The 25,937-nt window shown below is 73.1% G+C and carries 23 protein-coding genes; 10 read left to right on the top strand and 13 right to left on the bottom strand.

What is annotated here, in order from left to right; translation table 11 throughout:
- Positions 1 to 4: 4 nt before the first annotated feature.
- Positions 5 to 910, top strand: a complete 906-nt coding sequence (locus J4573_RS38410; protein ID WP_208261035.1) for a LysR family transcriptional regulator — start codon at positions 5 to 7, stop codon at positions 908 to 910.
- On the opposite strand, the gene J4573_RS38405 is transcribed toward J4573_RS38410, so the two are convergent.
- Positions 858 to 1,490 carry a response regulator gene (locus tag J4573_RS38405; protein ID WP_208261034.1) on the bottom strand — a complete coding sequence of 211 codons (633 nt, stop codon included), beginning with the start codon at positions 1,488 to 1,490 and terminating at the stop codon, positions 858 to 860. The genes J4573_RS38410 and J4573_RS38405 overlap by 53 nt on opposite strands.
- Complete coding sequence (locus J4573_RS38400) at positions 1,475 to 2,656, bottom strand: sensor histidine kinase (RefSeq protein ID WP_208261033.1); 1,182 nt, start codon at positions 2,654 to 2,656, stop codon at positions 1,475 to 1,477. The genes J4573_RS38405 and J4573_RS38400 overlap by 16 nt, the downstream gene beginning before the upstream one ends.
- Before the next feature lie 84 nt (positions 2,657 to 2,740).
- Between J4573_RS38400 and J4573_RS38395 the strand changes: the two genes are divergently transcribed.
- Positions 2,741 to 2,920, top strand: coding sequence for a hypothetical protein (locus J4573_RS38395; RefSeq protein ID WP_208261032.1), 180 nt, complete (start codon positions 2,741 to 2,743; stop codon positions 2,918 to 2,920).
- Between the two features lie 41 nt (positions 2,921 to 2,961).
- On the opposite strand, the gene J4573_RS38390 is transcribed toward J4573_RS38395, so the two are convergent.
- Genes J4573_RS38390 through J4573_RS38380 form a run of 3 tightly spaced genes read right to left on the bottom strand, consistent with a single transcriptional unit; the run spans position 2,962 to position 6,099 of the window.
- On the bottom strand, positions 2,962 to 3,714 hold the full coding sequence (locus J4573_RS38390) for an ABC transporter ATP-binding protein (RefSeq protein ID WP_208261031.1): 753 nt from the start codon (positions 3,712 to 3,714) through the stop codon (positions 2,962 to 2,964).
- Positions 3,711 to 4,862: an efflux RND transporter periplasmic adaptor subunit gene (locus J4573_RS38385; RefSeq protein ID WP_208261030.1), complete on the bottom strand. Its 1,152-nt coding sequence runs from the start codon at positions 4,860 to 4,862 to the stop codon at positions 3,711 to 3,713. Before J4573_RS38385 ends, J4573_RS38390 begins: the two co-directional genes overlap by 4 nt.
- Positions 4,863 to 4,875: 13 nt before the next feature.
- Positions 4,876 to 6,099, bottom strand: a complete 1,224-nt coding sequence (locus tag J4573_RS38380; protein ID WP_208261029.1) for an ABC transporter permease — start codon at positions 6,097 to 6,099, stop codon at positions 4,876 to 4,878.
- A 194-nt stretch (positions 6,100 to 6,293) separates the two neighbouring features.
- Here J4573_RS38380 and J4573_RS38375 point away from each other — a divergent pair, with 194 nt between their 5' ends.
- Complete coding sequence (locus J4573_RS38375; protein ID WP_208261028.1) at positions 6,294 to 7,274, top strand: zinc-binding dehydrogenase; 981 nt, start codon at positions 6,294 to 6,296, stop codon at positions 7,272 to 7,274.
- A 7-nt stretch (positions 7,275 to 7,281) separates the two neighbouring features.
- Here the strand turns inward: J4573_RS38375 and J4573_RS38370 are convergent, their stop codons facing one another.
- A complete protein-coding gene (locus J4573_RS38370) occupies positions 7,282 to 10,395 on the bottom strand; it encodes an AfsR/SARP family transcriptional regulator (RefSeq protein ID WP_208261027.1) in 3,114 nt (1,037 codons plus the stop codon).
- A gap of 71 nt (positions 10,396 to 10,466) precedes the next feature.
- On the opposite strand from J4573_RS38370, the gene J4573_RS38365 reads away from it, so the two are divergent.
- Positions 10,467 to 11,360 (top strand): NAD(P)-dependent oxidoreductase, encoded by an 894-nt coding sequence (locus J4573_RS38365; RefSeq protein ID WP_208261026.1) that lies wholly within the window; start codon positions 10,467 to 10,469, stop codon positions 11,358 to 11,360.
- 6 nt (positions 11,361 to 11,366) lie between these two features.
- Here J4573_RS38365 and J4573_RS38360 read toward each other — a convergent pair whose 3' ends face one another.
- A complete protein-coding gene (locus J4573_RS38360; RefSeq protein ID WP_208261025.1) occupies positions 11,367 to 12,257 on the bottom strand; it encodes a LysR family transcriptional regulator in 891 nt (296 codons plus the stop codon).
- 118 nt (positions 12,258 to 12,375) lie between these two features.
- On the opposite strand from J4573_RS38360, the gene metE reads away from it, so the two are divergent.
- On the top strand, positions 12,376 to 14,643 hold the full coding sequence (gene metE, locus J4573_RS38355) for a 5-methyltetrahydropteroyltriglutamate--homocysteine S-methyltransferase (protein ID WP_208261024.1): 2,268 nt from the start codon (positions 12,376 to 12,378) through the stop codon (positions 14,641 to 14,643).
- Between the two features lie 45 nt (positions 14,644 to 14,688).
- Here the strand turns inward: metE and J4573_RS38350 are convergent, their stop codons facing one another.
- Positions 14,689 to 15,039: a cupin domain-containing protein gene (locus J4573_RS38350; RefSeq protein WP_208261023.1), complete on the bottom strand. Its 351-nt coding sequence runs from the start codon at positions 15,037 to 15,039 to the stop codon at positions 14,689 to 14,691.
- Positions 15,040 to 15,062: 23 nt separating this feature from the next.
- Between J4573_RS38350 and J4573_RS38345 the strand changes: the two genes are divergently transcribed.
- From J4573_RS38345 to J4573_RS38335, 3 genes are read left to right on the top strand one after another with little or no spacing between them, the layout of a single operon-like run.
- A complete protein-coding gene (locus J4573_RS38345) occupies positions 15,063 to 15,650 on the top strand; it encodes a TetR/AcrR family transcriptional regulator (RefSeq protein ID WP_208261022.1) in 588 nt (195 codons plus the stop codon).
- A gap of 24 nt (positions 15,651 to 15,674) precedes the next feature.
- Positions 15,675 to 16,124: a MarR family winged helix-turn-helix transcriptional regulator gene (locus J4573_RS38340; protein ID WP_208261021.1), complete on the top strand. Its 450-nt coding sequence runs from the start codon at positions 15,675 to 15,677 to the stop codon at positions 16,122 to 16,124.
- Positions 16,121 to 16,714 (top strand): NADPH-dependent FMN reductase, encoded by a 594-nt coding sequence (locus J4573_RS38335; protein ID WP_208261020.1) that lies wholly within the window; start codon positions 16,121 to 16,123, stop codon positions 16,712 to 16,714. The genes J4573_RS38340 and J4573_RS38335 overlap by 4 nt, the downstream gene beginning before the upstream one ends.
- 3 nt (positions 16,715 to 16,717) lie before the next feature.
- On the opposite strand, the gene sigJ is transcribed toward J4573_RS38335, so the two are convergent.
- Positions 16,718 to 17,596, bottom strand: coding sequence for an RNA polymerase sigma factor SigJ (gene sigJ / locus J4573_RS38330; protein WP_208261019.1), 879 nt, complete (start codon positions 17,594 to 17,596; stop codon positions 16,718 to 16,720).
- Positions 17,593 to 18,333: an SDR family oxidoreductase gene (locus J4573_RS38325; RefSeq protein WP_208261018.1), complete on the bottom strand. Its 741-nt coding sequence runs from the start codon at positions 18,331 to 18,333 to the stop codon at positions 17,593 to 17,595. Before J4573_RS38325 ends, sigJ begins: the two co-directional genes overlap by 4 nt.
- A gap of 78 nt (positions 18,334 to 18,411) precedes the next feature.
- Here J4573_RS38325 and J4573_RS38320 point away from each other — a divergent pair, with 78 nt between their 5' ends.
- Together J4573_RS38320 and J4573_RS38315 are read left to right on the top strand one after the other, a co-directional pair.
- On the top strand, positions 18,412 to 21,096 hold the full coding sequence (locus tag J4573_RS38320; RefSeq protein WP_208261017.1) for a helix-turn-helix transcriptional regulator: 2,685 nt from the start codon (positions 18,412 to 18,414) through the stop codon (positions 21,094 to 21,096).
- Between the two features lie 101 nt (positions 21,097 to 21,197).
- Entirely contained in the window at positions 21,198 to 22,097 is a 900-nt protein-coding gene (locus tag J4573_RS38315) for an alpha/beta fold hydrolase (protein WP_208261016.1), read from the top strand.
- A gap of 3 nt (positions 22,098 to 22,100) precedes the next feature.
- Here the strand turns inward: J4573_RS38315 and J4573_RS38310 are convergent, their stop codons facing one another.
- Genes J4573_RS38310 through J4573_RS38300 form a run of 3 tightly spaced genes read right to left on the bottom strand, consistent with a single transcriptional unit; the run spans position 22,101 to position 25,887 of the window.
- Positions 22,101 to 24,809, bottom strand: coding sequence for an ATP-binding protein (locus J4573_RS38310; protein WP_208261015.1), 2,709 nt, complete (start codon positions 24,807 to 24,809; stop codon positions 22,101 to 22,103).
- Positions 24,810 to 24,823: 14 nt separating this feature from the next.
- Positions 24,824 to 25,417, bottom strand: coding sequence for a DsbA family oxidoreductase (locus tag J4573_RS38305; RefSeq protein ID WP_208261014.1), 594 nt, complete (start codon positions 25,415 to 25,417; stop codon positions 24,824 to 24,826).
- Positions 25,414 to 25,887: a nuclear transport factor 2 family protein gene (locus J4573_RS38300; RefSeq protein WP_208261013.1), complete on the bottom strand. Its 474-nt coding sequence runs from the start codon at positions 25,885 to 25,887 to the stop codon at positions 25,414 to 25,416. Before J4573_RS38300 ends, J4573_RS38305 begins: the two co-directional genes overlap by 4 nt.
- Positions 25,888 to 25,937 lie beyond the last annotated feature (50 nt).

Below are 25,937 nucleotides of genomic sequence, written 5' to 3'. Positions count from 1 at the left end.
AAGCATGCTGGATCTGCAGCGGCTCCGCCTGCTCGCCGAGCTGCACCGCCGCGGCACGATCGCCGCCGTGGCCGAGGCCCTGTCCTACAGCCCGTCCACCGTCTCCCACCAGCTGTCGGAGCTGCAGCGGGAGGCGGGCGCGACGCTGTTCGAACGCGACGGCCGCCGCCTGCGCTTCACCGAGGCCGCGCACGTCCTGGCCCGGCACGCCGACGCGATCCTGGAACGGGTGGAACGTGCCGAGGCCGAGGTGGCGGCGGCAGCGGGCGCGGTGACCGGGGTGGTGCGGATCGGCGCGTTCCAGACGGCCGCCCGCCTGCTCGCCCCCGCCCTCGCCGACCTGGCCCGGCAGCACCCGGGCCTTCGCCTGGAGACGCAGATCTCCGAGCCCGACTACACCCTCCAGGCGCTGGAACGCCGCGAGTTCGACCTGGCCGTGATCGACGAGTACGAGAGCTCACGTCGCCCGAGGCCCGGCGGGCTGGCGTTCGAGGAACTGCACGTGGAGAACGTCCGGCTGGTCGTTCCCAGCGACCATCCGTGCGCGCGGCTGCCCAGCGTGAGCCTGAACGACCTGGAGTCGGAGATCTGGGCGGGCGGCCCGCCCGACACCAGCCACGGCCGCATGGTCCGCGACGTCTGCCGCCGCCACGGCTTCGCCCCCGACCTGCGCCACCAGTCGTCGGACGCGCTGTCGCTGCTCGCACTGATCGCGTCCGGCCAGGCGGTGACGCTGCTCGCCGACCTCGCCCGCCCCGAACGCGAGCCCGGCGTCGCCGCGGTGACCGTGGCGGGGCCGCCGGTCGTGCGGCGCGTGCTGACCGCCGTACGAGAGGGAAGCCTGGCGCGCCCGGCGCTCAGGGCCGTCCGGGACGGGCTGGCCCGAGCAGTCCGAGCTCCATCGCAGTGATCACGGCGGTGGTGCGGTTGGACACCCCGAGCTTGCCGAACAGCCGCAGCAGATGGGTCTTCACCGTCGGCTCGCCGATGAAGAGCCGCTGCGCGATCTGAACGTTGGTGAGCCCCTCGGCGACCAGCTCCAGCACCTGGCGTTCGCGCGCCGACAGCACGGCGGGCGCCGGGGCCTTGCGAGTCTCGGTGAGGCGCGCGGCCACCGACGGGGTCAGGACGGTCCGCCCGGCGGCGGCCGAACGCACCGCCTCGGCGAGCTCGTGGCGCGAGACGTTCTTGAGCAGGTAGCCGGCCGCGCCCGCCTCGACCGCGCGCAGGATGTCGGCGTCGTCCTCGTAGGTGGTGAGCACCACGATGCGATGGGCGTCGCCGAGCCGCCGGATCGCGCTCACGCCGTCGCCGTCGGGCATCCGCAGGTCCATGAGGATCACGTCGGGCGCCAGGCGCGGCGCGGTCGCGACCGCCTCGTCGCCGGAGCCCGCCTCCCCGGCGACCTCGATGTCGGGCTCGGCGACCAGCATGCCGCGCAGCCCCTCGCGGACGATCGGATGGTCATCGACGATCATGACTCGGAGCACGGGACCTCCACCGGGACCTCCAGCGCGACCGTGGTGCCCGCGCCCGCCGCGCTGTCGACGCCGACCGTTCCGCCGATCTGCGCGACGCGGTTCCGCATGCCGTTCAGCCCGTAGCCGTCGGTGGCGCGGGCCGGGTCGAAGCCGCACCCGTCGTCGGTGAGGGTCAGGCCGACGGACTCGGCCTCGTAGGTCAGCGTCAGCCGAACGGAGGTGGCCTGCGCGTGCTTGCGAACGTTCGCCAGCCCCTCCTGCGCGACGCGCAGCACGACCACCTCGGCCGCGGTCTCCATCGGCCGCGCCTCGCCGTGAACGGTCAGCTCCGCGGGCAGGTCGAAGCCCTTCGCGAGCCTGCCCAGCGCCTCCTCCAGCGAGACCCCGGCGAGGACGGGCGGCGCCAGCGCGGCGATGAGCGCACGCGTCTCGGCGAGATTGTCCTGGGCGACCCGCGCGGCGAGGTCGAGATGATGGTTGGCGCCGGTCGCCGGCCTGGCCGCCTCGAGCAGCATGCCGATGCTGGTGAAACCCTGCGCCAGCGTGTCGTGGATGTCCCCGGCCAGGCGCTCGCGCTCCGACAGCGCGCCCGCCTCCCGGCTGACCTCGGCGAGCTCGTCGCGGGTCCGGTCCAGCTCCTCGATGAGCCGGGCGCGCTCGCGGTTCTGGACGCCGAGCCGGCCGATGAACGTGCCGAGCAGGGCGGCACTGGCGATCACGATCACCATGGCCAGGGCGACGAACACCGGGTCGCTCCCGCTGCGCAGGAGGTACTCGGCGCCGGGGCCGGACAGGAGCACGGCGAGCACGGCGGTGGCCTGCACCGTCGAGAGCACCATGAACATCTGCGGCACGAGCGCCGACAGCGCGATCGCGCTGGTGGACTCCAGCAGGACGGCGGGGAGGAAGAGCGCGATGGCGACCGCCGCGTACACCAGTCCCGCCCGTGCGCCGAGGCCCTCCGCGCGCACGGCTCTCCGGCCGATCGCGACGTAGGCCACGGTCAGCGCGAGCAGCAGCGCGATCGCCGACGCCCGCGACCACGGCGAGTCGTCGTCCTGCGCCATCGCGGCGACGCTCGCCACCAGCACGATGCCGAAGTAGGCGTCCCAGAACGGGTAGGAACGGTTCCAGACGTTCTCCGACCGCGCCGCGGCCGGACTGCGGTCAGTCATGATCGGCAGCGTCCTCGTCTCCGGTGCCCGTGTCCACCGAACGGTGGATATGGCAAGGATCGACCTGGCGCGATCGTTATGTCCATGAACAAGGACCTCTTCCGCAGAATCATGCTGGCCCTGTCCATCTGCTACGGCGTGCTCGTCGGCGTCATGGCGATGTTCGACAGCGGCGCCACCGGCCTGGTGGCCATCATCGGCGCCATCGTCATCGGCATCCTCTGGACCCTGTTCGGGATGTTCAGCCGCCCCACGAAGGCCTAGAGACCGAAACCGGGCACCGCCGGTCGGCCGGGCACCGCCGGTCAGTCAGGGGCACCGGCGGTGAGGCGGCCGGCGTCCAGGACGTAGACGGCGTCCGCCCGGCGGGCCAGCGCGTGGTCGTGCGTGACGAGCACGAGGGCCCGGTCCTCCTCGCGGGCGCGGTCGAAGAGCAGGTCCATGACCTGCCCGGCCGTGACCGGGTCGAGGGCGCCGGTGGGCTCGTCGGCGAGGATCAGCCGCGGGTCGCGGATGAGCGCGCGGGCGATGGCGACGCGCTGCTGCTCGCCGCCCGACAGGCTGGACTGGGTCGAGTGCAGCCGGTCGCCGAGCCCGACGCGGCGCAGGGCCTCGTCGGCGAGGGCGTAGCGGCGCCGGAGCCGGTCACCGCCCGCGTACAGCAGCGGCGCGGCGACCTGCTGGCGGGCGGTACGGCGCTGCAGCAGATTCAGCTGCTGGAAGACGAAGCCGATCGTCTCGCCGCGCAGCTGTGCCCGGTCGCGTTCGCGCATCGTCGTGGTCTCGCGGCCGTACATGCGCACGGTGCCGCGGTCGGGCCGCTCCAGCAGGCCGAGGATGTTGAGCAGAGTGGACTTGCCCGCCCCCGACAGGCCGACGATCGCGACCGTGGCGCCGGGGCGCACGGTAAGCGACACGTTCTCCAGAACGGTCAGCGGCTCCTTGCGGCGGCGCAGCTTGAAGCGCTTGGTGACGCCGTCGATCTCCAGCACCGGTTCCCCGGCCGGACGGCCGGACGCGGGGAGGTCGGGGAGGTCGATGCCGGCCCGGTGGCTCATCCGCTCGGCACCATGACCGGCGCGTCCCCGCCACCGCCGCCGTCGCCGCCGTCCATGCCGCCGTCGTCGGGGGGCGAGTCCCCGTCGCCGCCGCCGTCGTCGGGCTTGCCGGGCGCGTCGAACGAGGGGTCGTCGGGGGCGCGGTCGAGGATCTTGTCACCCTCGCTGAGCCCGTCGGTCACCTCGACCTGCTTGCCGTCGTTGATGCCGAGCGTGACCTTGCGGATCTCGCGCTTGCCGTCGTCGCCGATCACGGTGACGCGGCCCTTGTCGTTCTCGCCGAGCACGGCCGACAGCGGGACCACCACGGCGTCGTGCACCGAGTCGGTCGTGATCGCCATCTTGCCGCGGATGCCGGCGAAGACCCGTTCGGACGACGGGATGCGGCAGGTCACCTCGACGTTGTCGCCACCGCCGCCGCCCTGGTCGCCGCCATCGCCACTGTCACCGCCGCCGTCCTGCGGACCGCCGCCCCCGCCGGACGAGCCCTTGCCGCCCTTGTCGGAGGCCCCGGCGCCGTAGGCGAGCAGCTTGCAGCGGAACGGGGAGGGCCCGTGATCGATCGCCAGCTTGACCTCTTCGGGCTTGTTGTAGAGCCGGTAGACCTCCTTGCCGGCGATGGTGGCGACGGCCTGGAAGCGGCCCCGGTCGATCTGGGCGACCGGCTCGGACGGGTTGATGTCCTGCCCGACCGCCGCGTTCAGGCCGGTCAGCGTGCCCGACACCGGGGCCGTGACGCTGACGATCTTCGCCTTCGGCTTCTTGGCCGGCTTCTTGGCCGTGCCGTCCTGGCCCGGGTCGCCGCCGTCGCCCTCATCCGCGCTCGGGAGCTTGACGGTGAGGATGGTCTGGCCCTTGGTGACCTTCTGCCCGTTCTTGCGGTAGACGGCCGCGACCGCGCCCTGCTTGGTCGACCGTACGGGCGTCGACGGGTCGGCCCGTACCACCGCGTCGACGGTCAGCCGGCTGACGATCTCGCCCTTCGTGACCGTGATCGGCTTCGGCGACAGGTCGGCGACCGGCAGGTCGTCGGTGGGCCGCTCCGGGGAGGCCGCGCCGTGCCCGGCCAGCCAGCCCGTGCCGCCGACGGTGGCGAGCACCGCCGCGATGATCCCGGCCTTCACCAGCCGGTTCGCCCAACGAGGCATGGATCGAAGTCTCCTAGCTGCGAATCGCCTGGATCACCGAGCGCCGCATCGCGCGCAGCGCCGGGATCAGTCCGGTGAACAGCCCCACCGACACCGCGACGCCCATCCCGAGCAGCGCCGCCCGCCAGGGGAAGCTGCTGTGGAGGTCGGCCTCGCCGAACGGGCCGCGGTGGGACAGGACGTCGAAGAGCGGCCCGCTGATCGCGTACACCCCGGCGATGCCGAGCAGGCCGCCCGCGCACGACACGATGAGCCCTTCGAGGAGCACGCCGAGGAACAGGTCGGGCCCGGTCGCGCCGAAGCAGCGCTGCACGCCGAGCTCGCTGCGCCGCTGCCGCACCGCCATCAGGCCGAGCACCAGCACCGGCAGCGAGCCGAGGAGCAGCAGGAACACCGCGACCGCGACCAGCACCTTGCCGAACGTGCCGCTGATGAACGAGGTGTCGCCCTCCTGCGCCATGATCTGGGTGTTGCCGAGCCCCCAGGAACGGGCGGCGTCGTCCTTGAGCCGCTTGGTGATGCGCTTGGCGTCGGCCTTCGGCACCCGCACGATCAGCGAGGTGTTCCCCGGCCCGATGTTCCAGCGCACCATCGCGCTGTAGGGCATGTAGATCTCCGAGGGCGCCCAGGGCGTGGACTTGGAGAACACCCCGACCACGCGGCCGCGGATCCAGCTGCGCGGCCCGGCGAGCTCGACGACGGCGCCGAGCGGCTTCGGTCCGAGCTGCTTGGCGACGTTCTCGCCGACGACCAGCTGCGGCTCGAACCGGTGGTCGTCGGTCGGGTCGAACCAGCGCCCGGCCCCGACGTGCAGGCGCCGGATCTTGTCCAGGACGGGGTTCGTGCCGACCGTGACGAGCGGCTCGCCGGTCTCGGGGTTGCCCTTGATGGGGCGGGTGCCGCCGGGCAGGACCTGGCGCACGGGCAGCTGCTCCACGCGCCGGAGCGGGCTGCCGACGACGTGGTAGCGGTGCAGGTCCCGCTGGATCTGGGCCATCGTGTCGGTCGAGATGGCGGAGTTGCCGTTGTTGTCGGGCACCTGCATGTCGAGCGTGACCGGGCGGCCGACCTCCTGCTCGAAGGTCTGCACGACCGCCTGCTGCGCCAGCCCGCCGAGCGCGATCGCGAGCGTCACCACCGCGACCATCGCCGACACGCAGACCAGCGACAGGCCCACGCGGACCTTGCTGGTGCGGATCTCGGCGAACGCGGAGAGCAGCATCCCCCAGACGGGCATGGCCACAGGCCCCCGAACGGCATAGGCGGCATTGGTGAAAGTCCTGCCGGATTGCAGTGATCAAGGACCATACAGCAGGCCAATCCGGTACGCCATACTGAGTATGCATTTGATCCGGAAGTCCCTGACGGCGAGTTGACCTCAAGCTCGATTGAGGTTGAAAACTGCTCCCAACGACGAAATGGGGAGCGGACATGAAGGTCATTGAGGCAGCGAGTTTCGGTGGGCCCGAGGTGCTGGTGGCGCGCGAGGAGCCGGAGCCGAACGCGGGGCCCGGCGAGGTCGTCGTGCGGGTCGCGGCGGTGGACACGCTCTTCGTGGACACCCGGATCCGCTCGGGCTGGGGCGGCGAGTTCTTCGGGATCACGGCGCCGTACATCCCGGGCGGCGGGCTCTCCGGCGAGGTGATCGCGGCCGGTGACGGCGTGCCGGAGGACCTGGTCGGCAGCAGGGTGGCCACGTACACCAACGGGCTGGGCGGCAAGGGCGGCTACGCCGAGCGGGTGGCGGTCTCGGCGGACGCGGTGATCCCGCTGCCGGACGAGGTCGGCCTGAACGACGCGGCGTCGCTCATCCACGACGGCGTGACCGGCATGCGCCTGATGGAGAACGTGGCGATCAAGCCCGGCGAACGCGTGCTCGTCGTCGGCGCGACCGGCGGGATGGGCATTCTCCTCGTTCAGCTCGCTCGTGCGGCCGGAGCGCAGGTCATCGCGGCGGCGCGCGGCGCCGAGAAGCTCAAGCTCGCGCGTGAGCTCGGCGCCGACGTCACGGTCGACTACTCCGAGCCGGGCTGGGCCGAACGGGTGCTGGAGGCGACCGGCGGCCACGGCGCCGACGTGGTCCTCGACGGGGTCGGCGACGAGATCGGGCGCGCCGCGTTCGACGCGACGGCGGAGGGCGGGCGGTTCTCCGCGCACGGGGCGACCATCAGCGGGTTCACCGAGCTCGACCCGCAGGAGGTCGAACGCCGCCGCGTGACCCTGTACGGCATCGGGGACGTGCAGCTCGACCTCGCCGAGCGGCAGCGGCTGGCCGCCGCCGCGCTCGCCGAGGTGGCTGCGGGCAGGCTCAGGCCGGTCATCGGCAAGACCTTCCCGCTGTCGGACGCGGCGGGCGCGCACACGGCCATCGAGAACCGCGCGGTGATCGGGAAGGTGCTGATCCTCCCCTGATCCTCCCCTAGGCGATCGCGTGGTCCTCTGGGGCCATGGCCTGACCCTCGGCGAAGGCGGCGGCGAAGTCGTCCTCGCCGAGGGCCTTGTGCGCGGCGGCGGTCACGCGATCGACGTCGCCGCGTTCGGCCGTGGGCAGAGGCGCGCCGACGGACGCGCGGGCGGCCGCGGCGGTGCCGAGCAGGCGGGCACCTTCAGCGGCACGACCTGCGAGAACGGTCGCGCCCGCGAGGCCTTCGAGAGCGAGCGCGACGGCGCGCGGGTCACGGGTCGCGTACGCCTCCGCGTAGCCCTCGCGGTGGAGGGCGAGCGCGGTCTCGGCGTCGCCGCGCAGCTCGGCGACGAAGCCGAGCTCGGCCTTGACGAACGCGGTGCCGCTCTGGCCGCCGACACGGCCGAGCCAGCCCAGCCAGGTGCGCAGATGGGACTCGGCGTCGCCCAGCCTGCCGTCGCGGCGGGCCACCAGCCCCAGCCCGACCTCGGCGAACTCCTCGGCCGACTTGCTGGAGTGCTTCACCGCCAGCGTACGAGCCCGTTCGTGCAGTTCGCGGGCGCGTTCCAGGTCGCGGGTCAGCATCGCGAGGCGGCCCAGCCCCGAGAGCCGGTAGGACACCTCGGCCCACATGCCGAGCTCCTCGGCCTGCCGCACGCCCTCCTCGCGCAGCTCCACCGCACGGTCGTAGTCGCCGGTCACCTCGGCGACGCGATCGAGGGCGTCGTTCGCGGAGAGCATCCCCCACGAGTCGCCGAGCTCGCGGAACAGGGCGAGGCTCCGCTCGCCGTCGCCTTCCATCATCGGCAGGTCGGCGCGTGCGACGGCGAGCGTGGCGCGCAGGCTCAGCGTCGCCGCGACCCCCCACTGGTCGTCGTAGGTGGTGAACGTGTCGAGGACGCCTTCGAGCCGTTCCTCGGTCGCGCCGAAGTCGCTGTAGGCCCAGGTGACCAGGCTCAGGAACCACTCCGCCCGTGCCCGGCCGTGCGGATCGTCCACGCCGTCGTACGCACGCAGGGCCGTCTCGGCCAGCTCCGCCGAGTCAGCTCCCTCGCCCAGCTGCATGGTCATCCCGGCCTGCCAGGTCACCGCCGCTGCCCGTACGGCGGCCGGGGCCTCGCCCTCGACGGCCAGCGCGAACGTCAGGAAGCGGCGGGCCTCGTGGAACCGGCCGCGCAGGTAGAAGTACCAGGCGAGCGCGTTGGCGAGGCGGAGCGCCTGATGGGCGTCGGCGTTGTCGAGGGCCGTACGGAAGTTGGCCACCTCGTGGTCGAGCTTGCGCAGCCACGGGCACTGGCCGAGCCCGCGCAGGTCGGCGCGCTCGGCGAGGGCGAGGTAGTGGGCGATGTGGCGTGCGCGGATCTCCCGTTCCTCGCCTGCCTCGCGGAGGCGTTCGGCGGCGTACGCGGCGACGGATTCGAGCAGCCGGTAACGACCGTTCGCGGCGACGACGAGGGAACGGTCGACCAGGCGCGCCAGCACGTCGAGCACATCGGGGCCGTCGCAGACTTCCTCGGCGGCGTCGAGCGCGCAGCCGTCGGCGAAGACCGCCAGGCGGCGCAGCACGATCCGTTCCTGCTCCGAGAGCAGGCCCCAGCTCCAGTCGATGACCGCGCGCAACGTCTGCTGGCGGGCGGGCGCCCCGCGCTGCCCGGCGGTCAGGAGGCGGAAACGGTCGTCGAGGCGTGCGGCCAGCTCGCGAACGCCGCCGAGCGCGCGGACCCGGGTGGCGGCCAACTCCAGCGCGAGCGGGATGCCGTCGAGGCGGCGAACGATCGCCGCGACGTGCGGCTCGTCGTCGGGCGTGAACGTGAAGCCGGGCGCGGACGCCTCGGCCCTGGCGACGAAGAGGCGTACGGCGGCGTCCTCCTCCAGCGGCGGAACCGCCAGAACATGCTCGCCCGCGAGGCCGAGCGGCTCCTGGCTGGTGGTCAGGATCCGCAGCTCGGGTGCGGCCTTGAGGAGACGTTCGGCGAGCGCGGCGGCCTCGTCGATCACGTGCTCGCAGTTGTCGAGGACCACGAGCGTGTGGCGGGCCTCCAGCGCCGCCGCGAGCCGTTCCGCCGAGCCGCCGTCGGTCTCGTCGCGGATGCCCAGTTCGGCGGCGACGAGCTCGGCCACCTCACCGCTTCCCGGCGGGAGCGCGGCCAGCTCGGCCAGCCACACGCCGTCGGGGAAGACGTCCGCCACGCGCGTCGCGGCCTCGATGGCCAGGCGGGTCTTGCCGACGCCGCCGGGCCCGGTCAGCGTGACCAAACGCGGGCCGCCGCGCCGCCCGGTCTTCAGCAACGCGCTGACCTCGCTGACCGCCGCGGCCCGCCCGATCAGATCGGTGAGCGCGGCCGGCAGGCGCGGGGCACGCGACCTGGTCGTTCTCGGGGTGAGCGTCGGGTCCTGGCGAAGGATCGCCTGCTGGAGGGCGGCCAGTTCGGCGCCGGGGTCCAGGCCCATCTCGTCGCGGAGGCGGTCGCGCAGCTCGGCGTAGCTGTCGAGGGCCTCGCTCGGGCGTCCCGCGAGGTAGAGGGCCTGCATGTACGCGGCGCGCAGGCGTTCGCGGAGCGGGTAAGCGGCGACCAGGTCGGCGAGCTGGCCGGCCAGCGGGACGTGTTCGCCGAGCTCCAGCCGCGCCTCGGCCTGGTCTTCGAGCGCCGCGAGCCGCTGCTCGTCGAGACGGCCGATCTCCGTACGGGCGAACTCGTCGTCCGCGAAGTCGGCGTACGCCGGGCCGCGCCACAGGTCGAGCGCGTCGGCGAGGAGCGACGCCCGGGTCCTCGGATCCTGCTGCTCGCGGGCCTGAGCGACGAGGGCCTGGAAGCGGCTCGCGTCCAGTGCGTCCGGCTGGACGTCGAGGACGTAGCCGGGTGCGCGCGAGACCAGGAGGCCGCGTCCACCGGGCTCGGCGTCCTCCAGGGCCCGGCGCAGCTGGGAGACGCGGGCCTGGAGCGTGCCGAGCGGGTTGCGCGGCGCCCGGTCGCCCCACAGGTCGTCGATCAGGCGGTCGGTCGAGGCCGGACGGCCGGGCTGCGTGAGGAGATCGGCCAGCAGCGCCCTGACCTTGGCGTCGGGAACCGTGACCGGGGTCCCGTCGTCCGTCCAGACGGCCAGCGGGCCGAGCACCCCGAAACGCATGCGTCCAGGCTATTCGAGCACCCGAAGCGCTCCGGAAGTGATCCCGAAGCGGCCGAGCCGACAGTGGGGTCATGCAGACGAACACATCACCGGTCACAGTGATCGGACTGGGCCCGATGGGCGCGACGATGGCCGAGACGTTCCTCAAGGCCGGTCACCCGGTCACGGTCTGGAACCGTACGGCGAGCAAGGCCGACCCGCTCGTCGCCCAGGGCGCGACGCTCGCTGCCACCCCGGCGGAGGCTCTGGCGGCGAACGAGCTGATCGTGATCAGCCAGACCCACTACCAGGCGATGTACGACTCGCTCGGCACCGCGACCGAGGCCCTTGAGGGGAAGGTGCTGGTCAACCTCAGCTCCGACACCCCGGAGGTGCTGCGGGCCGCGGGCCGGTGGGCGTCCGAGCACGGCGCCGAACTGCTGACCGGCGGGATCATGGTCCCGCCGCCGGGAATCGGGCAGCCGGGCGCGTTCACGTTCTACAGCGGCCCGGAGGCCTTGCTGGAGCGGCATGGCGAGACGCTGAAGGCACTGTCGGACACCACCTACATGGGCGACGACCCGGGGCTGGCGATGCTCTTCTACCAGGCGTCGCTGTTCATGTTCTGGTCGGCGACGTCGAGCTACATGCACGCGCTGGCCATGCTCGGCTCGGCGGGCATCGCGCCCGAGGCCTTCCTGCCGTACGCGGCGGGCCTCTACAGCGATCTCGCCTCGGACGGGCCCATGGGCTATCTGAAGATCCTCACGAGAGAGGTCTCGGCCGGGCAGTACCCGGGCGGCGACAACAGTCTCCGCATGCAGGCGGTCGGTGCCGACCACCTCGTGGAGGCCAGCCGGGACGCGGGAGTGGACACCGCCTATCCGAAGGCGCTGCGCGACCTGTTCTGGCGCACGGTCGAGATGGGGCACGGCGACGGGGGCGTCAGCTCGGTCCTGGAGGCGATGAAGAAGCCTGTCGCGTAGCTCCCGTCAGGCGAGGTGGCGGCGCAGGACCTCCTGAACGGTCTGGACGAGCGCCATCACCTCGGTGGAGGCGTGCTCGCGGTCCCAGACCAGCCCGTACGTCATCCGCAGATCGTCGATGCCGAGGGGCGGGAAGGCGATGTCGGGACGCCGCACGGTCTCCGCGAGGAGGCGCGGCGCCGGCATCAGCCCCCGCCCGGCGGCGACGAGGTCGAGCGCGGCGTTCAGGTCGTCGATCTCGTGCGCGGCGATCTGCGGCTGGAGGACGGTGCGCAGCCGCCCGGGGAGCTGCACCCACAGGGCGCGCGGCAGGAGGACGGGGTGGCCGGTCAGCTGTTCGAGCCGTACGGGGGCCGTACCGGACAGCGGGCCGCCCGCCGGGACCGCCAGATGCGTGACCGGCACGTGGAAGCGGGCCGTGGTCGCCAGGCCGGGCGGGAACGGCGCACTCATGATCGCCACCGAGGCGGTGCGCCGGACCAGCTCGGCCGTGGCCGCGCTCCAGACGGCCGGGTGCAGCTCGACCTCGGTCCGCGCGCCGTGGCTCGCGAGGCGGCGGGCGACCTGGGCGGCGAGCGTTCCGACGAGGGGGTCATAAGCGAGCCGAATCGACTTGCCCTGGGGGCCGGAGAGCCGCGCCGCCTCGGTGGTGAACGTCGCCGCCTGCTCCAGGAGCGCCTCGGCGTACGGCAGCAGCTCGTGGCCCGCACTGGTGAGCTGGACCTCGCGGCTCGTCCGCTCGAACAGGCGAAGATCAAGTGTCCGTTCCAGCCGGGCGATCGCCTGGCTGACGGCGGGCTGCGACATCTCCAGCTCGGCCGCGGCCCGGGAGAAGCTCAGGTTCCGGGCGACGGCCGCGAAGCAGCCGATGTCGCGCAGCGGTGGCCCTGTCTCCATCGCCCCACAGTACGTCCCGCGTCTATAAGCGGCGTTGATCGATCGGGCGGCGGGCCCGCTGATCTGCGCACACTGCCTCCCTCGTTCACCTGCTGGATCCGCTGAGAGGGAGCCGCGCATGACCGCCGCCCTGCCCACCGACTTCCCCGCCGCCACGGTGCTCGGATACCCGAGGATCGGGCCTCGCCGGGAGCTGAAGCGGGCGCTGGAGTCGTACTGGAACGGCACGACCACCCGGGACGACCTGCTGTCGACCGGCCGCCGGTTGCGGGAGGCGACCTGGCGGCGGCTGGCCGGGCTGGGCATCGCCGTCCCGCCGTCCAACACCTTCTCCTACTACGACCACGTGCTGGACACCGCGTTCATGCTGGACGCCGTGCCTGACCGGCACCGCGCCGCGGAGACCGGCGCCGGGGCCGGGGCCGGGGTCGGGGACGGCGACGGGCTCGACGTCTACTTCGCGATGGCGCGCGGCACGGGGACGATCGCGCCGCTGCGGATGACCAAGTGGTTCGACACCAACTACCACTACATCGTTCCGGAGATCGGGCCGGAGACCGCGTTCCGGCTGGCGGACGAGAAGCCGATCCTGGAAGCCGTCGAGGCCCGCACGCTGGGGATCGCGACGCGGCCCGTGCTGCTCGGGCCGGTGACCTTCCTGCTGCTGTCGGAGGCGGCGCCCGGCAGCCCGGAAGGCTTCACGCCGCTGGAACGCCTGAACGACGTGCTCGACGTCTACGCGCAGATCCTGGAGTCGCTCGCCGCCGAGGGCGTCGACTGGGTGCAGCTCGACGAGCCCGCGCTGGTCGCCGACCGGACGCCGGTGGAGCTGGCCGCCGTACGGGTGGCGTACGAGCGGCTCTGCGGGCTGCCGGACCGGCCGCGGATCTTCGTGTCGTCCTACTTCGGCGAGCTGGGCGAGGCCCTGCCGGTCCTCGCGACCACCCCGATCGACGCGATCGGGCTGGACCTGGTGTCGGGCGGCCTGCCCGCCGATCTCTCCGCGCTGCGCGGCAAGACCGTCGTCGCGGGCGTCGTGCCGGGCCGCAACATCTGGCGGACTCACCTCGACGACGCCCTCAACACCCTGCGGCATCTGCGCCACCACGTCGGCACGGTGTCGGTGAGCACGTCGTGCTCGCTGCTCCACGTTCCGTACGACCTGGACCAGGAGACCGAGCTGGACCCGGCCGTGCGCGAACGGCTGGCGTTCGCCGACCAGAAGGCCGTCGAGGTCCAGACCCTCGCGAACCTGCTGGCCCAGGCCCCGGCCGGTGATATGCCCGCGCCGCCCGCGCGGCCGACCGCACCGGCGCCCGAGGCCCGCTGGGACGACCGTTCGCCCTACGCGGCACGCGCCGCCGCGCAGGCCGAGCATCTGCGGCTGCCACCCCTGCCGATCACGACGATCGGCTCGTTCCCCCAGACCGGCGACCTGCGGGCCGCCCGCGCGGCGCTGGTCGCGGGCGAGATCGGCGAGGAGCAGTACGAGACGCAGGTCAAGGCCGAGATCGAACGCTCCATCCGGCTCCAGGAGAAGCTCGGCCTGGACGTCCTGGTGCACGGCGAGCCCGAGCGGAACGACATGGTGCAGTACTTCGCCGAGCACCTGGACGGCTTCGCGGTGAGCCGCCACGGCTGGGTGCAGTCGTACGGCTCGCGCTGCACCCGCCCGCCGATCCTGCACGGCGACGTGTCCCGTCCCGCGCCCATCACGGCCCGCTGGACGCGCTACGCCCAGTCGCTCACGTCCAAGCCGGTCAAGGGCATGCTCACCGGGCCGGTGACGATCGTGGCCTGGTCGTTCGTCCGCGAGGACCTGCCGCTGCCCGAGGTGGTCGGCCAGGTGGCGGACGCCATCCGCGGCGAGGTCGCCGACCTCCAGGACGCCGGGAGCACGATCATCCAGGTGGACGAGCCCGCGCTGCGCGAGCTGCTCCCGCTCCGCAGCGCCGACCAGGCGGCCTACCTGAGCTGGGCGGTCGCCGCGTACCGGCACGCCACCTCGGTCGCGGCCGACCGGACGCAGATCCACACCCACCTCTGCTACTCCAACGCGGCGCAGGTGCTGGAGGCGATCGACGGGCTGGACGCCGACGTCACGACCATCGAGTCCGCGCGTTCGGGCGGCCGGATCCTGCCGGCCGTCGCGTCGTTCTCGCGCGGTCTCGGGCCGGGCGTGTACGACATCCACTCGCCGCGCGTGCCCTCGGCGGACGAGGTGACCGGCCTGATCGAGGCGATCCTCGCCGTCCTCCCGGTGGACCGGGCGTGGATCAACCCCGACTGCGGCCTGAAGACCCGCACCTACGAGCAGGTGGAGGCGAGCCTCGCCAACGTCGTCGCCGCCCGCGACCGCATGCTGGTGCTCACCCAGGCTCCCTGAGGCGCCTCGAGGCGCCTCGGTACGCAGGCGATCCTCGGCTCGGTCCTAGCTGGGGCCGAGTCGGGGGTCGCCCGCCGGGTCGGGCGCCGGGTCGGGCGCGGGCTCTTTCAGCTCGATGAAGATCGAATGGGTCTCGGTGTCACCGATGTTCTCGCCGGCGTGCTCCTGCGCGCCGACCCACCGGGCCTCGCCCGCGGGCAGCTCGACCTCGACCTTGCGGTCGCCCACGGTGAGGCGGCGGCGGAACGAGGTCAGCGTGTACATGACGCTGTCGGGATGCCCGTGCAGCGTGGTCGCGTCGCCCGGACGGTCCCGGTACTCCAGGACTCGGACGCGCTCGTTCTCGAAGATCACCTTGTAGAGCCCCGGGTTGGAGACCACCGGATCCGCGTTCATGGCATCAAAGTACCATGATGGGTATGTCGGTACCATATGAGCGCACGGGACGCAGCAGGCAGAAGGCCCGGACCCGCCAGGCCCTGGTCGCGGCCACCCGCGAGCTCATGGCCCGCGGCGAGAATCCGCAGGTCGAGGACGCGGCGGAGCACGCCGGGATCTCCCGTACGACCGCGTACCGCTACTTCCCCAACCAGCGCGCCCTGCTGACCGCCGCCCACCCCGAGACCGGCCGGCGGTCACTCCTACCCGAGGACGCCCCCAGCGATCCGCTCGAACGGCTCGACCTGGTCATGAAGGCGTTCACCGGCCTCACCCTCGAATGGGAGCCGCAACTGCGCGCGTCGCTACGCCTCTCGCTGGAGCCGGGGGGCGAGCAGCCGATGCTGCGCCAGGGCCGTGCGATCACCTGGATCGAGGACGCCCTGTCGCCGCTGGAGGAGACTCATCCAGCGGTCGACGTGCACGGGCTCGCGGTCGCGATCCGTTCCGCCACGGGGATCGAGTCGCTGATCTGGCTGACCGACATCGCCGGGCAGTCCCGCGAGCAGGCCGCCGAGACGATGTGCCGGACCGCCCGCGCCCTGCTCCGATCGTCGGTTGAGTTGTAAACGGTTGAGTTGTAGCCTGTCGGCGTGACCGAGACCTACCGGGAGCTCATGCAGCTCCTGCACCGCGCGGCGCTGCTGAGCGACCGCGTCGGCGAACGGCGGTTCCTGGCGAAGGCGGGCGTCGGCCGGGCGATGTTCCTGGTGCTCAGGACCATCGCCGAGGCCGGGGAACGCGGGCCGATCTCGCAGCAGTCGATCGCGCGGCGGCTCAGCCTGACCAAGGGCGCGGTCAGCCGCCACGTGGCCACGGCCGAGCGGAACGGCTGGCTGACGATCGAGGCCTCGCCGGTGTCGCGGCGAGAGAACGCGCTCGTGCTGACCGAGACCGGGCGCGAGGTGATCGCACGCGGACGGGCCGTGCAGCGCGAGTACGAAGCGGTCTCCGACCAGGCGTTCGACGAGGACGACGTCGCCGCGGCCGTGCGAACGCTGCGCGTGATGTGCGAGCTCCTCGATAAGGAGGACCAGTCATGAACGGGATCCGCATCGGCGTGGTGCTGGGGAGCACGCGCCCGCAGCGGCTCGGCGAACGCGTCTGTCACTTCGTCATGAAGCAGGCCAAGGACGTCCCGGACGCGGACTTCCGCGTGCTGGACCTGGCCGGCTACCGGATGCCGTTCTTCGACGAGGCCGAGGCTCCGCTGGCCAACCGCGACCGCGTTCCGGCGGAGAACGTGCGGTGCTGGCTCGGCGACCTGGCGGCGATGGACGGCTATCTCTTCCTCACGCCCGAGTACAACTACACGTTCCCGGCGGTGCTGAAGAACGCTCTGGACTTCCTCGCCAAGGAGGCCGAGGGCAAGCCGGCCGCGATCCTCTCGTACTCCAACACCATGCACGGCGGCAACATCGCAGGCAACGAGCTGCGGGCGGTGCTCAGCAAGCTCGGCATGCTGCCCCTGCCCAGGAGCCTCCCGATGGCTCATGCCGAACGGCTGCTCGACGAGACCGGTGATCTCGTCGAGCAGTCCGACTGGGCGGCGAAGGTGGCCGCGTTCGTGCCGTGGTCGCTGAACGAGCTGGTGCGCTACGCGGCGGCGCTGAAGACCGTCCGCGCCGCCTGACGATCAACTTGGGTAGGGCACATCGGCGAGCTTGTCGGGGTTGCGGATCACGTCGATGGCGGTGATGCGGCCCGCGTCGATGGTGAACGAGGCGACCGACACGTGCCCCTCGCCGTCGCCCAGGACCAGGCCCGGGGCGCCGTTGACCTCGGCGATCCGCATGTGCTCCAGCGGCCTGCTGATGAGGGCCAGCAGGATCCGCGCCACGCTCTCCGCGCCGCGTTCGACATGGCCGAGCGCCGACACCTTGCCGCCGCCGTCACCGCGCAGCACGGCGTCCGGGCTGAGCAGCTCGATCAGGCTGCGCAGGTCGCCGCCCTGGCAGGCGGCCGCGAACGCGCTGATCACCTTCCGCTGCTCGGCGGGCGTCGGCGGGAACCGGGGCTTGCCGCGCTCGACCTCCTGGCGTGCACGGGAGGCGAGCTGGCGCACGGCGGCCGGGGTACGGCCCACCACGCCCGCGACCTCGTCGAACGGCACGCCGAACACGTCGTGCAGCAGGAACGCGATGCGCTGGGCGGGCGACAGCCGTTCCAGCACGACCAGCAGCGCCATGCTGACCGATTCGTCGAGCGTGACGCGGTCGGCCGGGTCGCCGGCGCCGGCGGCGGTCTGGACGAGCGGCTCGGGCAGCCACGTTCCGACGTAGTGCTCGCGGCGGACGCGGGCGCTGCCGAGGGCGTCCAGCGCGAGCCGCCCGACCGTGCGGGTGAGCCAGGCGGGCAGGTCGCGGATCTCGTCGGCGTCCTCCAGCCGGGTGAGGCGCAGCCACGCCTCCTGCACGCAGTCCTCGGCCTCGGTGAGCGAGCCGATGGTCGAGTAGGCGACGCGGAGCAGGCGCGGGCGTTCGGCCTCGAAGGCCGTGGCGAGGTCGGCGGTCATCGCCGTGCCTCCAGCCACTCCTGGAAGGTCGTCTCGCCCACGACGTCCGGGCGTTCCTCGGTCAGCACGCCGCCGCGCAGCGCCCGCCCGGTCCTGCCCGGAACGGGGATCGGGATCCTGAGCGCGCGGCGCCCGGTGACCGACCTCCAGGTGCGGAGGGCGGCTCGGGCGTCGGTGATCTCGGGGCCCGCGACGACCAGCCTGCCCTTCAGCGGCGGGCCCTCGGCGACGTCGGCCACCGCCCGCGCGACGTCGGCGCACGCGACGGTCTGCAGCCGTACGCGCGGAACAGGCACCACGCGCCAGCGCCCGGCCGCGTCCAGCAGCCCGGCGAGCAGATCGTGGAACTGCGTCGCGCGCACGACGGTCCACGGGACCGGTCCGTCGGCCACGATGCCCTCCTGCTCGACCTTGGCCCTGTTGTAGACGTTGGAGACGCGGTCGCAGCCGACGATCGAGACGCACACATGGTGTCCTACCCCGGCGGCGTCCTCGGCCTCGAGCAGGCGGAGCGAACCTTCGGCCATGACCTCCGCCGGGTTCTTCTGGCTGTTGGAGGCGTCCACGACCACCTCGCAGCCCTCCAGGGCGCGGGCCAGGCCCTCGCCGGTCGTGAGATCGACCGGGAAGTCCTTCGACGTGCGGCCGAGCACGCGCACCTCGTGGCCTCGTGAATGCAGTTCCTCGGCGACCCGGCTGCCCAGGGTGCCGGTTCCTCCGGCTACGGCGACTCTCATGGTGAACAGACGACGCAGCCCCTCCGGATGTGACATCGGCGGATGTGGGCATGGCTCTGACCTGGCAGAATTCGCCCCATGTTGTACGGGCGGCAGGCGGAGCGGGCGGCGGTCGACGAGGTCATCGCGTCCGCGCGTTCGGGGGCCGGTGGGGCGCTCGTGCTGCGCGGCGAGGCGGGGATCGGCAAGTCGGCGCTGCTCGATCATGCCGAGGCGGACTTCGATCCGGCACGCGTGCTGCGGGCGACCGGCGCCGAGCCGGAGGCGGGACTGGCGTTCGCCGCCCTGCATCAGCTGCTGTGGCCGATCATCGACCGGCTCGACGGGCTTCCCGAGCCCCAGCGGGACGCGCTGCAGGGCGCGCTGGGCCTGGCGGCGGCGCAGCCCGGCGACGCGCGCTTCCTGGTGGCGGCCGGGGTGGTGTCGCTGCTCAGCGAGGCGGCGGCGGACGGCGGGCTGCTCTGCCTGATCGACGACTTCCAGTGGTTCGACCGGGCGTCGGCGGACGCGGTGCTGTTCGCCGCGCGGCGGCTGCGCGGCGAGGGCGTGGCGATGCTGATCGCGATGCGCGACGACGCGGGCACGCCCGTACGGGATCTTCCTGATCTGCGGCTGGGCGGGCTCGATCGGGAGAGCGCGGCGGAGCTGATCGAGCGGCCGGTGAGCGAGCGGCTGATCGAGCTGACCGGCGGGAACCCGCTGGCGCTGCGCGAGCTGGCCTCGATCCTGAGTGCCGATCAGCTCGCGGGCCGGGCGCCGCTGCCCGATCCACTGCCGGTCGGGGCGGGGATCGGCGCGCTGTTCGGCGAACGGGTGGCCGGGCTGCCCGAGCCGACGCGGCGCGTCCTGCTGGTCGCGGCGGCCGAGGGGCTCGTCGATCTGGATCTCGTTCTGCGGGCGAGTTCGGGCTCGGAAGCGGATCTCGCGCCCGCGGAGTCGGCCGGGCTGATCTCGCTCGCCGAGCACTCGATAGGCTTCCGGCATCCGCTGATGCGTTCGGCCGTCCACGCCGCCGCGACCTCGGCGGAACGGCGGGCCGCGCATGCCGCGCTTGCCGACGCCCTGGACGCGGCCGGGGACCTTGATCGGCGCGCCTGGCATCGGGCGGCGGCCTCGGCGGGGCGGGACGAAGCGGTCGCCGCAGAGTTGGCCGAGTCCGCCGAACGGGCCCGGGCGCGGGGCGGCTACGCCGACGCGGCCGCTGCGCTGGAACGTTCCGCGGCGCTCACGCCCGACCGTGCCGTACGAGCGCGGCGGCTGACCGACGCGGCGACCGCCGCCTGGCTGGGCGGACGGCCCGGACGCGCGGAGACCTGCCTGGCCGAGGCGCGCGATCTGGCTCAGGATCCACGGTTGGTGGCCGAACTGGCGCAGCTGCGCGGCCGGTTCGAGCTCAACGCCGGGGACGCGGCCGAGGCCCAGCGGATCTTCCTTGAAGGCGCCGAACGCGCCCGGGACGCCGATCCGGGCCGGGCTCTGCAGATGCTCGCCGACGGCTGGGAGGCGGCGAGCTCCGTGGGCGACGTCGCGGCGATCGTGGACATCGGCCGCCGCGCCGAGTCCTACGAAGAGCAGGGAGCCGACCCGTTCCGCAGAGCCATGCTGGTGGGGCTCGGCGCGATGGTGGCCGGGGACGCCGAACGCGGCGGGCCGATCCTGCGCGCGGCGCTGCCGCAGGTGCGTGAGGAGGCCGCCGACCTGCTGTGGGCGGCGGCCGCCGCGAGCCAGCTCGGCGAGGCGGACACCTCGGCCGGCTACATCATCCGCGCGGGGCGGGTCGCCCGGGTGTCCGGGATGGTCGGCCAGCTCCCGGTCGTGCTGGAGTTCGTGGCCACGGCCGAACGCATCGCCGGGCGGCTCTCGCTCAGCGCGGCCGTCTCGGAGGAGGGCCTGACGCTCGCCCGCGAGGCCGGCTACACCAACTCCGTCTCGGCGCACCTGGCGAACCTCGCGGCCGTCGCGGCCCTTCAGGGGCGTGAGGACGACTGCGAACGGCACGCGCGTGACGCCCTGGCGATCGCGATCCCGCACAGGATCGGGTTGCGGGCCAGCATCGCCTCGTACGCGCTCGGACTCCTCGATCTGAGCCTCGGCCGGTTCGCGGGGGCGCACGCGCGCTTCGAGGCGATGGCCGCCGCGGGGCCGGGGGCCGGGCATCCCGCCTCCACCTGGCGTTCGACGCCCGACAGGATCGAGGCCGCCGTCGGCTGCGGGGAGCTGGACACGGCCCGTGCCGCGCTGGCCTCCTATGAACGGGTGGCGGCGAACGCGGCCACGCCGGAGTCGCAGGCGCTGGTCGCCCGCTGCCGAGGTCTCGTCGCCGAAGACGGTGAGGCGGGCATCGCGTTCTACGAGGAGGCCCTGCGGCTGCATGACTCGGCGTTCGAGGAGGCCCGTACCGCCCTTCTCTATGGGGAACGGCTTCGGCGGACCCACCGGGGCGGGGACGCGCGGCTGCCGCTGCGTTCGGCGCTGGAGGCTTTCCAGCGGGCCGGCGCCGATCCCTGGGCGGAACGGGCGCACAACGAGCTGCGCGCGGCCGGGGAGGCGGTGGCGCGGCCCGAGCCGGACGCGCTGAGCTCGCTCACCCCGCAGGAGCTGCGGATCGCCCGGCTGGTGGCGGAGGGCGTCTCCAACCGCGAGGTCGCCGCCCGGCTGTTCCTGAGCCCCCGAACGGTCGAATACCACCTCTACAAGGTCTATCCGAAGCTCGGCGTCAGCTCCCGTACGGAGCTGTCTCGCCTGGTCAGCGGGGCCCAGTGACACTGGCCAGTGGTAACCCAGTGGTCCTACGGATGGCACTGGCGGCGCGGCGGTCCAAGCTCTCACTCATCAGCACAAGCACGACCTGAGAAGGAGCCCATATGGCTGCCGACCGCATGATCACCAACGGGAACGTCGAGCTGTGGACCGAGGAGTTCGGCGACCCGGCCCACCCGCCGGTGCTGCTGGTGATGGGCTCGATGTCGCAGGGCGTGCTCTGGCCGGACGCGTTCGTCGGCCGGCTGGTCGCCGCCGGGCGGCGGGTGATCCGGTACGACCACCGCGACACCGGTCGGTCGAGCGCGATCGACTTCGAGGCGAGCCCGTACAGCTGGGTCGACATCAAGAACGACGCGCTGGCGGTGCTGGACGCGTACGGCATCGAGAGCGCGCACATCGTCGGGCATTCGGCGGGCGGGCTGCTCGCCCAGTGGATCGCCGTCGAGCACCCCCAGCGGGTGCTGTCGTTGACGGTGATCGGGTCGTCGCCGCTGGGACGCGAGGAGGGCGCGAACCTCGTGCGGGCGCTGATGGGTGAGGAGCGGCCGGCGGGGGCGCTCCCCTACCCGTCGCCCGCGTTCATCGAGCACTTCGCCAAGGCGGCGGTGAACCCGCCCGCACCCGACCGGCGCTCGCTGATCGATTTCGCGATCGAGACGGCGCGGGTGCTGCAGGGCCCGGCGATCCCGTTCGACGAGGACGAGCAGCGGCGGCTGGAGGAGCGGATCTTCGACCGGGACCGCGACCCCGCGACCGTGGTGAACCACCGGCTCGCCGCCATGGCCGACCCCGCGTTCGAGCCGGTCGGCGCGCTCGGCGGGATCACCGCGCGGACGCTGGTCGTCGAGGGCACGCACGAGCCCGCCAAGCCGGGCCACGGCGCGCTCATCGCCGAGGCGATCCCCGGCGCCGAGCTCCTGATGATCGACGGGATGGGCCACACGCTGCCGTCGCAGGTGCACGGCCCGCTAGCCGACGCGATCCTCGCCCACACGAGGTGAGGTTCAGGCCAGGTCCAGACGGGCCAGCTCACCGCGCGAGGCGATGCCGAGCTTCGGATAGATCTTGTAGAGGTGGTAGCCGACCGTGCGGGGGCTGAGGAAGAGCTGGGCGCCGATCTCCCGGTTGCTCAGCCCGGCCGCCGCCAGCCGGGCGACCTGCAGTTCCTGCGGTGTGAGGGAGCTCAGGGCGTCCGGCCGGTCGGCGCCCGCGGCGTCCGCGACGCTTTCACCGGTGGCGCGCAGCTCGGTGCGGGCTCGTTCGGCCCAGGGCGCGGCCTCCAGCCCCTCGAAGATCTCCAGCGCGGTGCGAAGCAGGCCGCGGGCCTCGTTGCGGCGGCGGGCGCGGCGCAGCCATTCGCCGTAGAGCAGCTCGGTCCGGGCGCGTTCGAACGGCGGCATCCCGGCCTCGTTATGCAGCGTGACGGCCTTGGCGTACAGCCCGCCCGCCTCGTCGTCCCCGGCCAGCAGCGCCTCGCAGCGCAGCGCGACCGACTCGGCCCAGGCATGCCCGAACTTCCCGGCCCACGTGCGGTACCAGTCGACCGCCTCGCGCGCCTCCTCCGGGCGTCCCGAACGTACGGCCGCCTCGACCAGGTCGGGGATGCTGGCGATCGAGCCCTGCCGCTGCGGCCCGGCGACGATCTCGGTGAGCCGTTTGAAGGCGGCCTCGTGGCGGCCGAGGCCCAGGTCGAGCAGGCTCAGCGCGCCCGCCGCGTGCACGCTGCTCGGCGGTACGCCCCGGTCGAGGGCCTCGCGGGTCAGCTCCTCGCAGCGTTCCTGGTCGCCCTGGATCGCGGCGAGCAGCGCGAGGACGGTCTGCAGGTAGACGGCGAGCCGGCGCTGGCCGGTGTCCTGCGCGATGCGCAGGCCCTCGGTGGCCGACGTGACCACCTCGCGGTGGCGGCCGTGCAGCAGCGACGTACGGGCTCGGAGCGTCAACGCCGAGGTCAGCAGGCCGAGCGCGCCCTCGTCGCGGAACTCGCGGTCCAGCCGTACGGCGATGTCGTGGGCCGCCTCGATGTCGCCGAGGAGCATCGTCCACCAGCCCGCCTGGAGGACATCGCGGGGGCGGATGCAGGCGTTCATGCCGTCCAGGAGCTCGCGCAGGGCCTTCTGGCCGTCGGCCGCGTCGTGCTCGCCGAGCGGGTTCTGTCCGGCGAACATCCTGGCCAGCGCCCTGACGAGGTGGGCGTCGGGCAGGCCGAAGCCCTCGGCCCTCTCGGCGATCTTGTCGACGGCGGCGTAGTCGCCGGCGTTGGCCGCGGCGGCGGCGCCGTGGAAGAGCAGGTAGCCCGCCGTGGGCCGGTCGAGCTCCACGATCGAGATCGCGGTGTCGACCATCAGCTGGGAAGCCTCCTTGGTGCGGTCCTGCTCGTCCGCAAGGGTCGCCTGGATCAGCACGAGCCCGGCCCGTTCCAGCGGATCGGTCACGTCACCGGCGGCGCGGTCGGCCAGCGAGAGGGCCATCTCGGTCAGCCCTGAGTCGGCGGCGGCCTGCGCGGCCCGCGCCAGGCGCCTGGCGCGGGTCGTCGGGTCCGGGGTGAACGAGGCGGCGCGCTCGTACATCGCCGCGACCGCCGGATGCCCGCCACCGCCGCCGTTCTCGGCCTCGGCGGCACGCACCAGCGCGGCGGCGACCTCCTCGTCCCGGCCGGTCACCCCGGCGGCCAGATGCCAGGCCTGGTGGCACGGGTCGCCGGCCTCCGCGTAGGCGTCGGCGAGGGCCCGGTGGGCGTCCAGCCTGCGGCTCAGCGTGGCCGACCCGTAGACGGCGGTACGGATCAGCGGATGCCTCAGCGCCAGCCGCCCCTCGGAGGTGCGCAGCAGGCCGGCGCGTTCGGCCGGTTCCAGGTCGGTGACGGCGGCGCCGAGGCGTTCGGCCGCCGGGAGAATCACGCGCAGTTCGCCGCGTTCATCGGCGGCTGTGAGCAGCAGCAGCGTCCGGGTGGCCTCGGGGAGCGCGTCGGCCTGCTCGGCGAAGGCCCGCTCGACCCGCGTGTAGGCGCTGGACGGATCGGGGCGCGGCGTCTCCCGGCCCGCGATGGGCAGTTCGAGGAGCGCGAGCGGGTTGCCCATCGCCTCGGAGAGGATCCGGTGCCGCGCGTCCCGGGGCAGGACCTTCGCGCGCTCGGCCAGCAGCTCGGCGGCCTCCGCCTCGTTCAGCCCCCGCAGCCGGAGCTCCGGGATCCCGGCCGCCGCGAACTCGGGCGCCCCCGGATCCCGTACGCCGAACAGGAAGAGGATCGCCTCGGCGTCCAGTCGCCGTACCGCGAACAGCAGCGCCTCGGCGGTCGGTGAGTCGAGCCAGTGGGCGTCGTCGATCAGGCAGAGCAGCGGGCGTTCCTCGGCCAGATCCGAGAGCAGCGTCAGGACCGCGAGCCCGACCAGGAAGCGGTCGCCGCCCGACCCGTCCCCCACGCTCAGGGCGTTCCGCAGGGCCCGCGCCTGCGCCTCCGGAAGCGCGTCGACCCGGTCGATGTGCTTGCGCAGGAGCAGGTGCAGGCCCGCGTACGGCAGCCCGGCCTCCGACTCGATCCCGGCGCCGCGCAGGACCCGCATGTCCTCGGCCCGGCCGGCGGCGTCCTCGAGCAGGGCGGACTTGCCGATCCCGGCCTCGCCCCTGACCACCAGGGCGCCGCTGCGCCCGCCCCGGGCGTGCTGGAGAAGCCGGTCGATCGTGGCCGTTTCCTCGTCGCGCCCGTACAACCGCATATCGGTCACCCTACTCAGGCCCCGGCCCTCTCCAGCGCTTCTACCAGCGCATCCTCCGACTGGGCGCCGTGCAGCCGCCCGTTCCCGACCAGGAACACCGGGATCCCGCGGATCCCGAGCCGCTTCACCCGTTCAAGCCCCTCCCGGACGACGTCCGCCCCTTCGTCGCTCCACTCCACGCCCACCTCGGCGGCCAGCTTGTGGAGCACTCCAAGATCGCCGACATTCAGCTCGTCCGAATGGTGGGCCCGGAACAGCCGTTCCACCATCGCCTCGCCCAGCCCCTGCCGCGCCGCCAGCGCGATCACCCGGTGCGCCTCGAAGGTGTTGGAGTAGATCGCCCCTTCATGGTGGAACTCCAGGCCCTCCTCGGCCGCCTTGGCAGTGATCCCCGCGATCGCCTTCCCCACGTCGTCCCCGAACGACCTCCGGAGCACCCGCACCTTCGGCTCGCCCTCCGCCGTGGCGTCCGGCGCCAGCTGGTACGGCAGGAAACCGACCTCCAGCTCTCCGCCCGCGGCCCGGAACCGCGCCGCCGCCCGCTCGAACCGCGTGAACCCGAAGTAGGACCAGACGCACGGCACGTCCAGCACGATCTCGACCTTCATGACGCCGCCTCCTCTAGGATCGGCGGCTGCCCGCTGAACCAGACCGGCCGTACGTCCAGCTTCCGGAAGCGCCACCCTCCGGCTCCCCGCACGACCTCGCCCTCGAAGATCCCGCCGACATCGAAGTGCCCGCCGGGCTCCTCCCCCCGAGCCGCCTGCGTGGAGTCCAGATGCACATGCACCATCAACGCGTTCCACCGCACCTTGGCGACGTCCCCGCCCACATCGACGATGTGCCCTGAGGCGAGGTGCTGCGTCCGCTGATAGCGCCCGAGCGCAACCCGGGTCGCCTCGGCCAGCCCCACGAGCCCCGCCCCGTCCCCCAAGGGCGTGGAGGACGTCACGTCATCGGTGTGGAAGGCCTCGGCCCACTCCTCGTCGAGCTCGCCCTCGTCCAGGCTGAGCATGTATCGATCGACCATCTCGATGATCGCCAAGCGGTCCAGGACCGCGTCCACTGCGTTCTCCATGCCCGGAACGCTACGAACCCGCCGACCGGTCCGGCATCTGTCACGTGACT

The sequence above is a fragment of the Actinomadura barringtoniae genome (assembly GCF_017573505.1).
In the GTDB taxonomy this organism is placed as follows: Bacteria; Actinomycetota; Actinomycetes; order Streptosporangiales; family Streptosporangiaceae; genus Spirillospora; species Spirillospora barringtoniae.
Note: the sequence above shows the minus strand (reverse complement) of the source record. Positions and strands in the feature narration are given on the sequence as shown.

Bases quoted from the DNA above. Each gene is read 5' to 3' on its own strand.
- J4573_RS38410 (WP_208261035.1), top strand. From the start codon at position 5: ATGCTGGATCTGCAGCGGCTCCGCCTGCTCGCCGAGCTGCACCGCCGC.
- J4573_RS38400 (WP_208261033.1), bottom strand. From the start codon at position 2,656: ATGACTGACCGCAGTCCGGCCGCGGCGCGGTCGGAGAACGTCTGGAAC.
- J4573_RS38395 (WP_208261032.1), top strand. From the start codon at position 2,741: ATGAACAAGGACCTCTTCCGCAGAATCATGCTGGCCCTGTCCATCTGC.
- J4573_RS38390 (WP_208261031.1), bottom strand. From the start codon at position 3,714: ATGAGCCACCGGGCCGGCATCGACCTCCCCGACCTCCCCGCGTCCGGC.
- J4573_RS38385 (WP_208261030.1), bottom strand. From the start codon at position 4,862: ATGCCTCGTTGGGCGAACCGGCTGGTGAAGGCCGGGATCATCGCGGCG.
- J4573_RS38380 (WP_208261029.1), bottom strand. From the start codon at position 6,099: ATGCCCGTCTGGGGGATGCTGCTCTCCGCGTTCGCCGAGATCCGCACC.
- J4573_RS38375 (WP_208261028.1), top strand. From the start codon at position 6,294: ATGAAGGTCATTGAGGCAGCGAGTTTCGGTGGGCCCGAGGTGCTGGTG.
- J4573_RS38370 (WP_208261027.1), bottom strand. From the start codon at position 10,395: ATGCGTTTCGGGGTGCTCGGCCCGCTGGCCGTCTGGACGGACGACGGG.
- J4573_RS38365 (WP_208261026.1), top strand. From the start codon at position 10,467: ATGCAGACGAACACATCACCGGTCACAGTGATCGGACTGGGCCCGATG.
- J4573_RS38360 (WP_208261025.1), bottom strand. From the start codon at position 12,257: ATGGAGACAGGGCCACCGCTGCGCGACATCGGCTGCTTCGCGGCCGTC.
- metE (WP_208261024.1), top strand. From the start codon at position 12,376: ATGACCGCCGCCCTGCCCACCGACTTCCCCGCCGCCACGGTGCTCGGA.
- J4573_RS38350 (WP_208261023.1), bottom strand. From the start codon at position 15,039: ATGAACGCGGATCCGGTGGTCTCCAACCCGGGGCTCTACAAGGTGATC.
- J4573_RS38345 (WP_208261022.1), top strand. From the start codon at position 15,063: ATGTCGGTACCATATGAGCGCACGGGACGCAGCAGGCAGAAGGCCCGG.
- J4573_RS38335 (WP_208261020.1), top strand. From the start codon at position 16,121: ATGAACGGGATCCGCATCGGCGTGGTGCTGGGGAGCACGCGCCCGCAG.
- sigJ (WP_208261019.1), bottom strand. From the start codon at position 17,596: ATGACCGCCGACCTCGCCACGGCCTTCGAGGCCGAACGCCCGCGCCTG.
- J4573_RS38325 (WP_208261018.1), bottom strand. From the start codon at position 18,333: ATGAGAGTCGCCGTAGCCGGAGGAACCGGCACCCTGGGCAGCCGGGTC.
- J4573_RS38320 (WP_208261017.1), top strand. From the start codon at position 18,412: ATGTTGTACGGGCGGCAGGCGGAGCGGGCGGCGGTCGACGAGGTCATC.
- J4573_RS38315 (WP_208261016.1), top strand. From the start codon at position 21,198: ATGGCTGCCGACCGCATGATCACCAACGGGAACGTCGAGCTGTGGACC.
- J4573_RS38310 (WP_208261015.1), bottom strand. From the start codon at position 24,809: ATGCGGTTGTACGGGCGCGACGAGGAAACGGCCACGATCGACCGGCTT.
- J4573_RS38305 (WP_208261014.1), bottom strand. From the start codon at position 25,417: ATGAAGGTCGAGATCGTGCTGGACGTGCCGTGCGTCTGGTCCTACTTC.
- J4573_RS38300 (WP_208261013.1), bottom strand. From the start codon at position 25,887: ATGGAGAACGCAGTGGACGCGGTCCTGGACCGCTTGGCGATCATCGAG.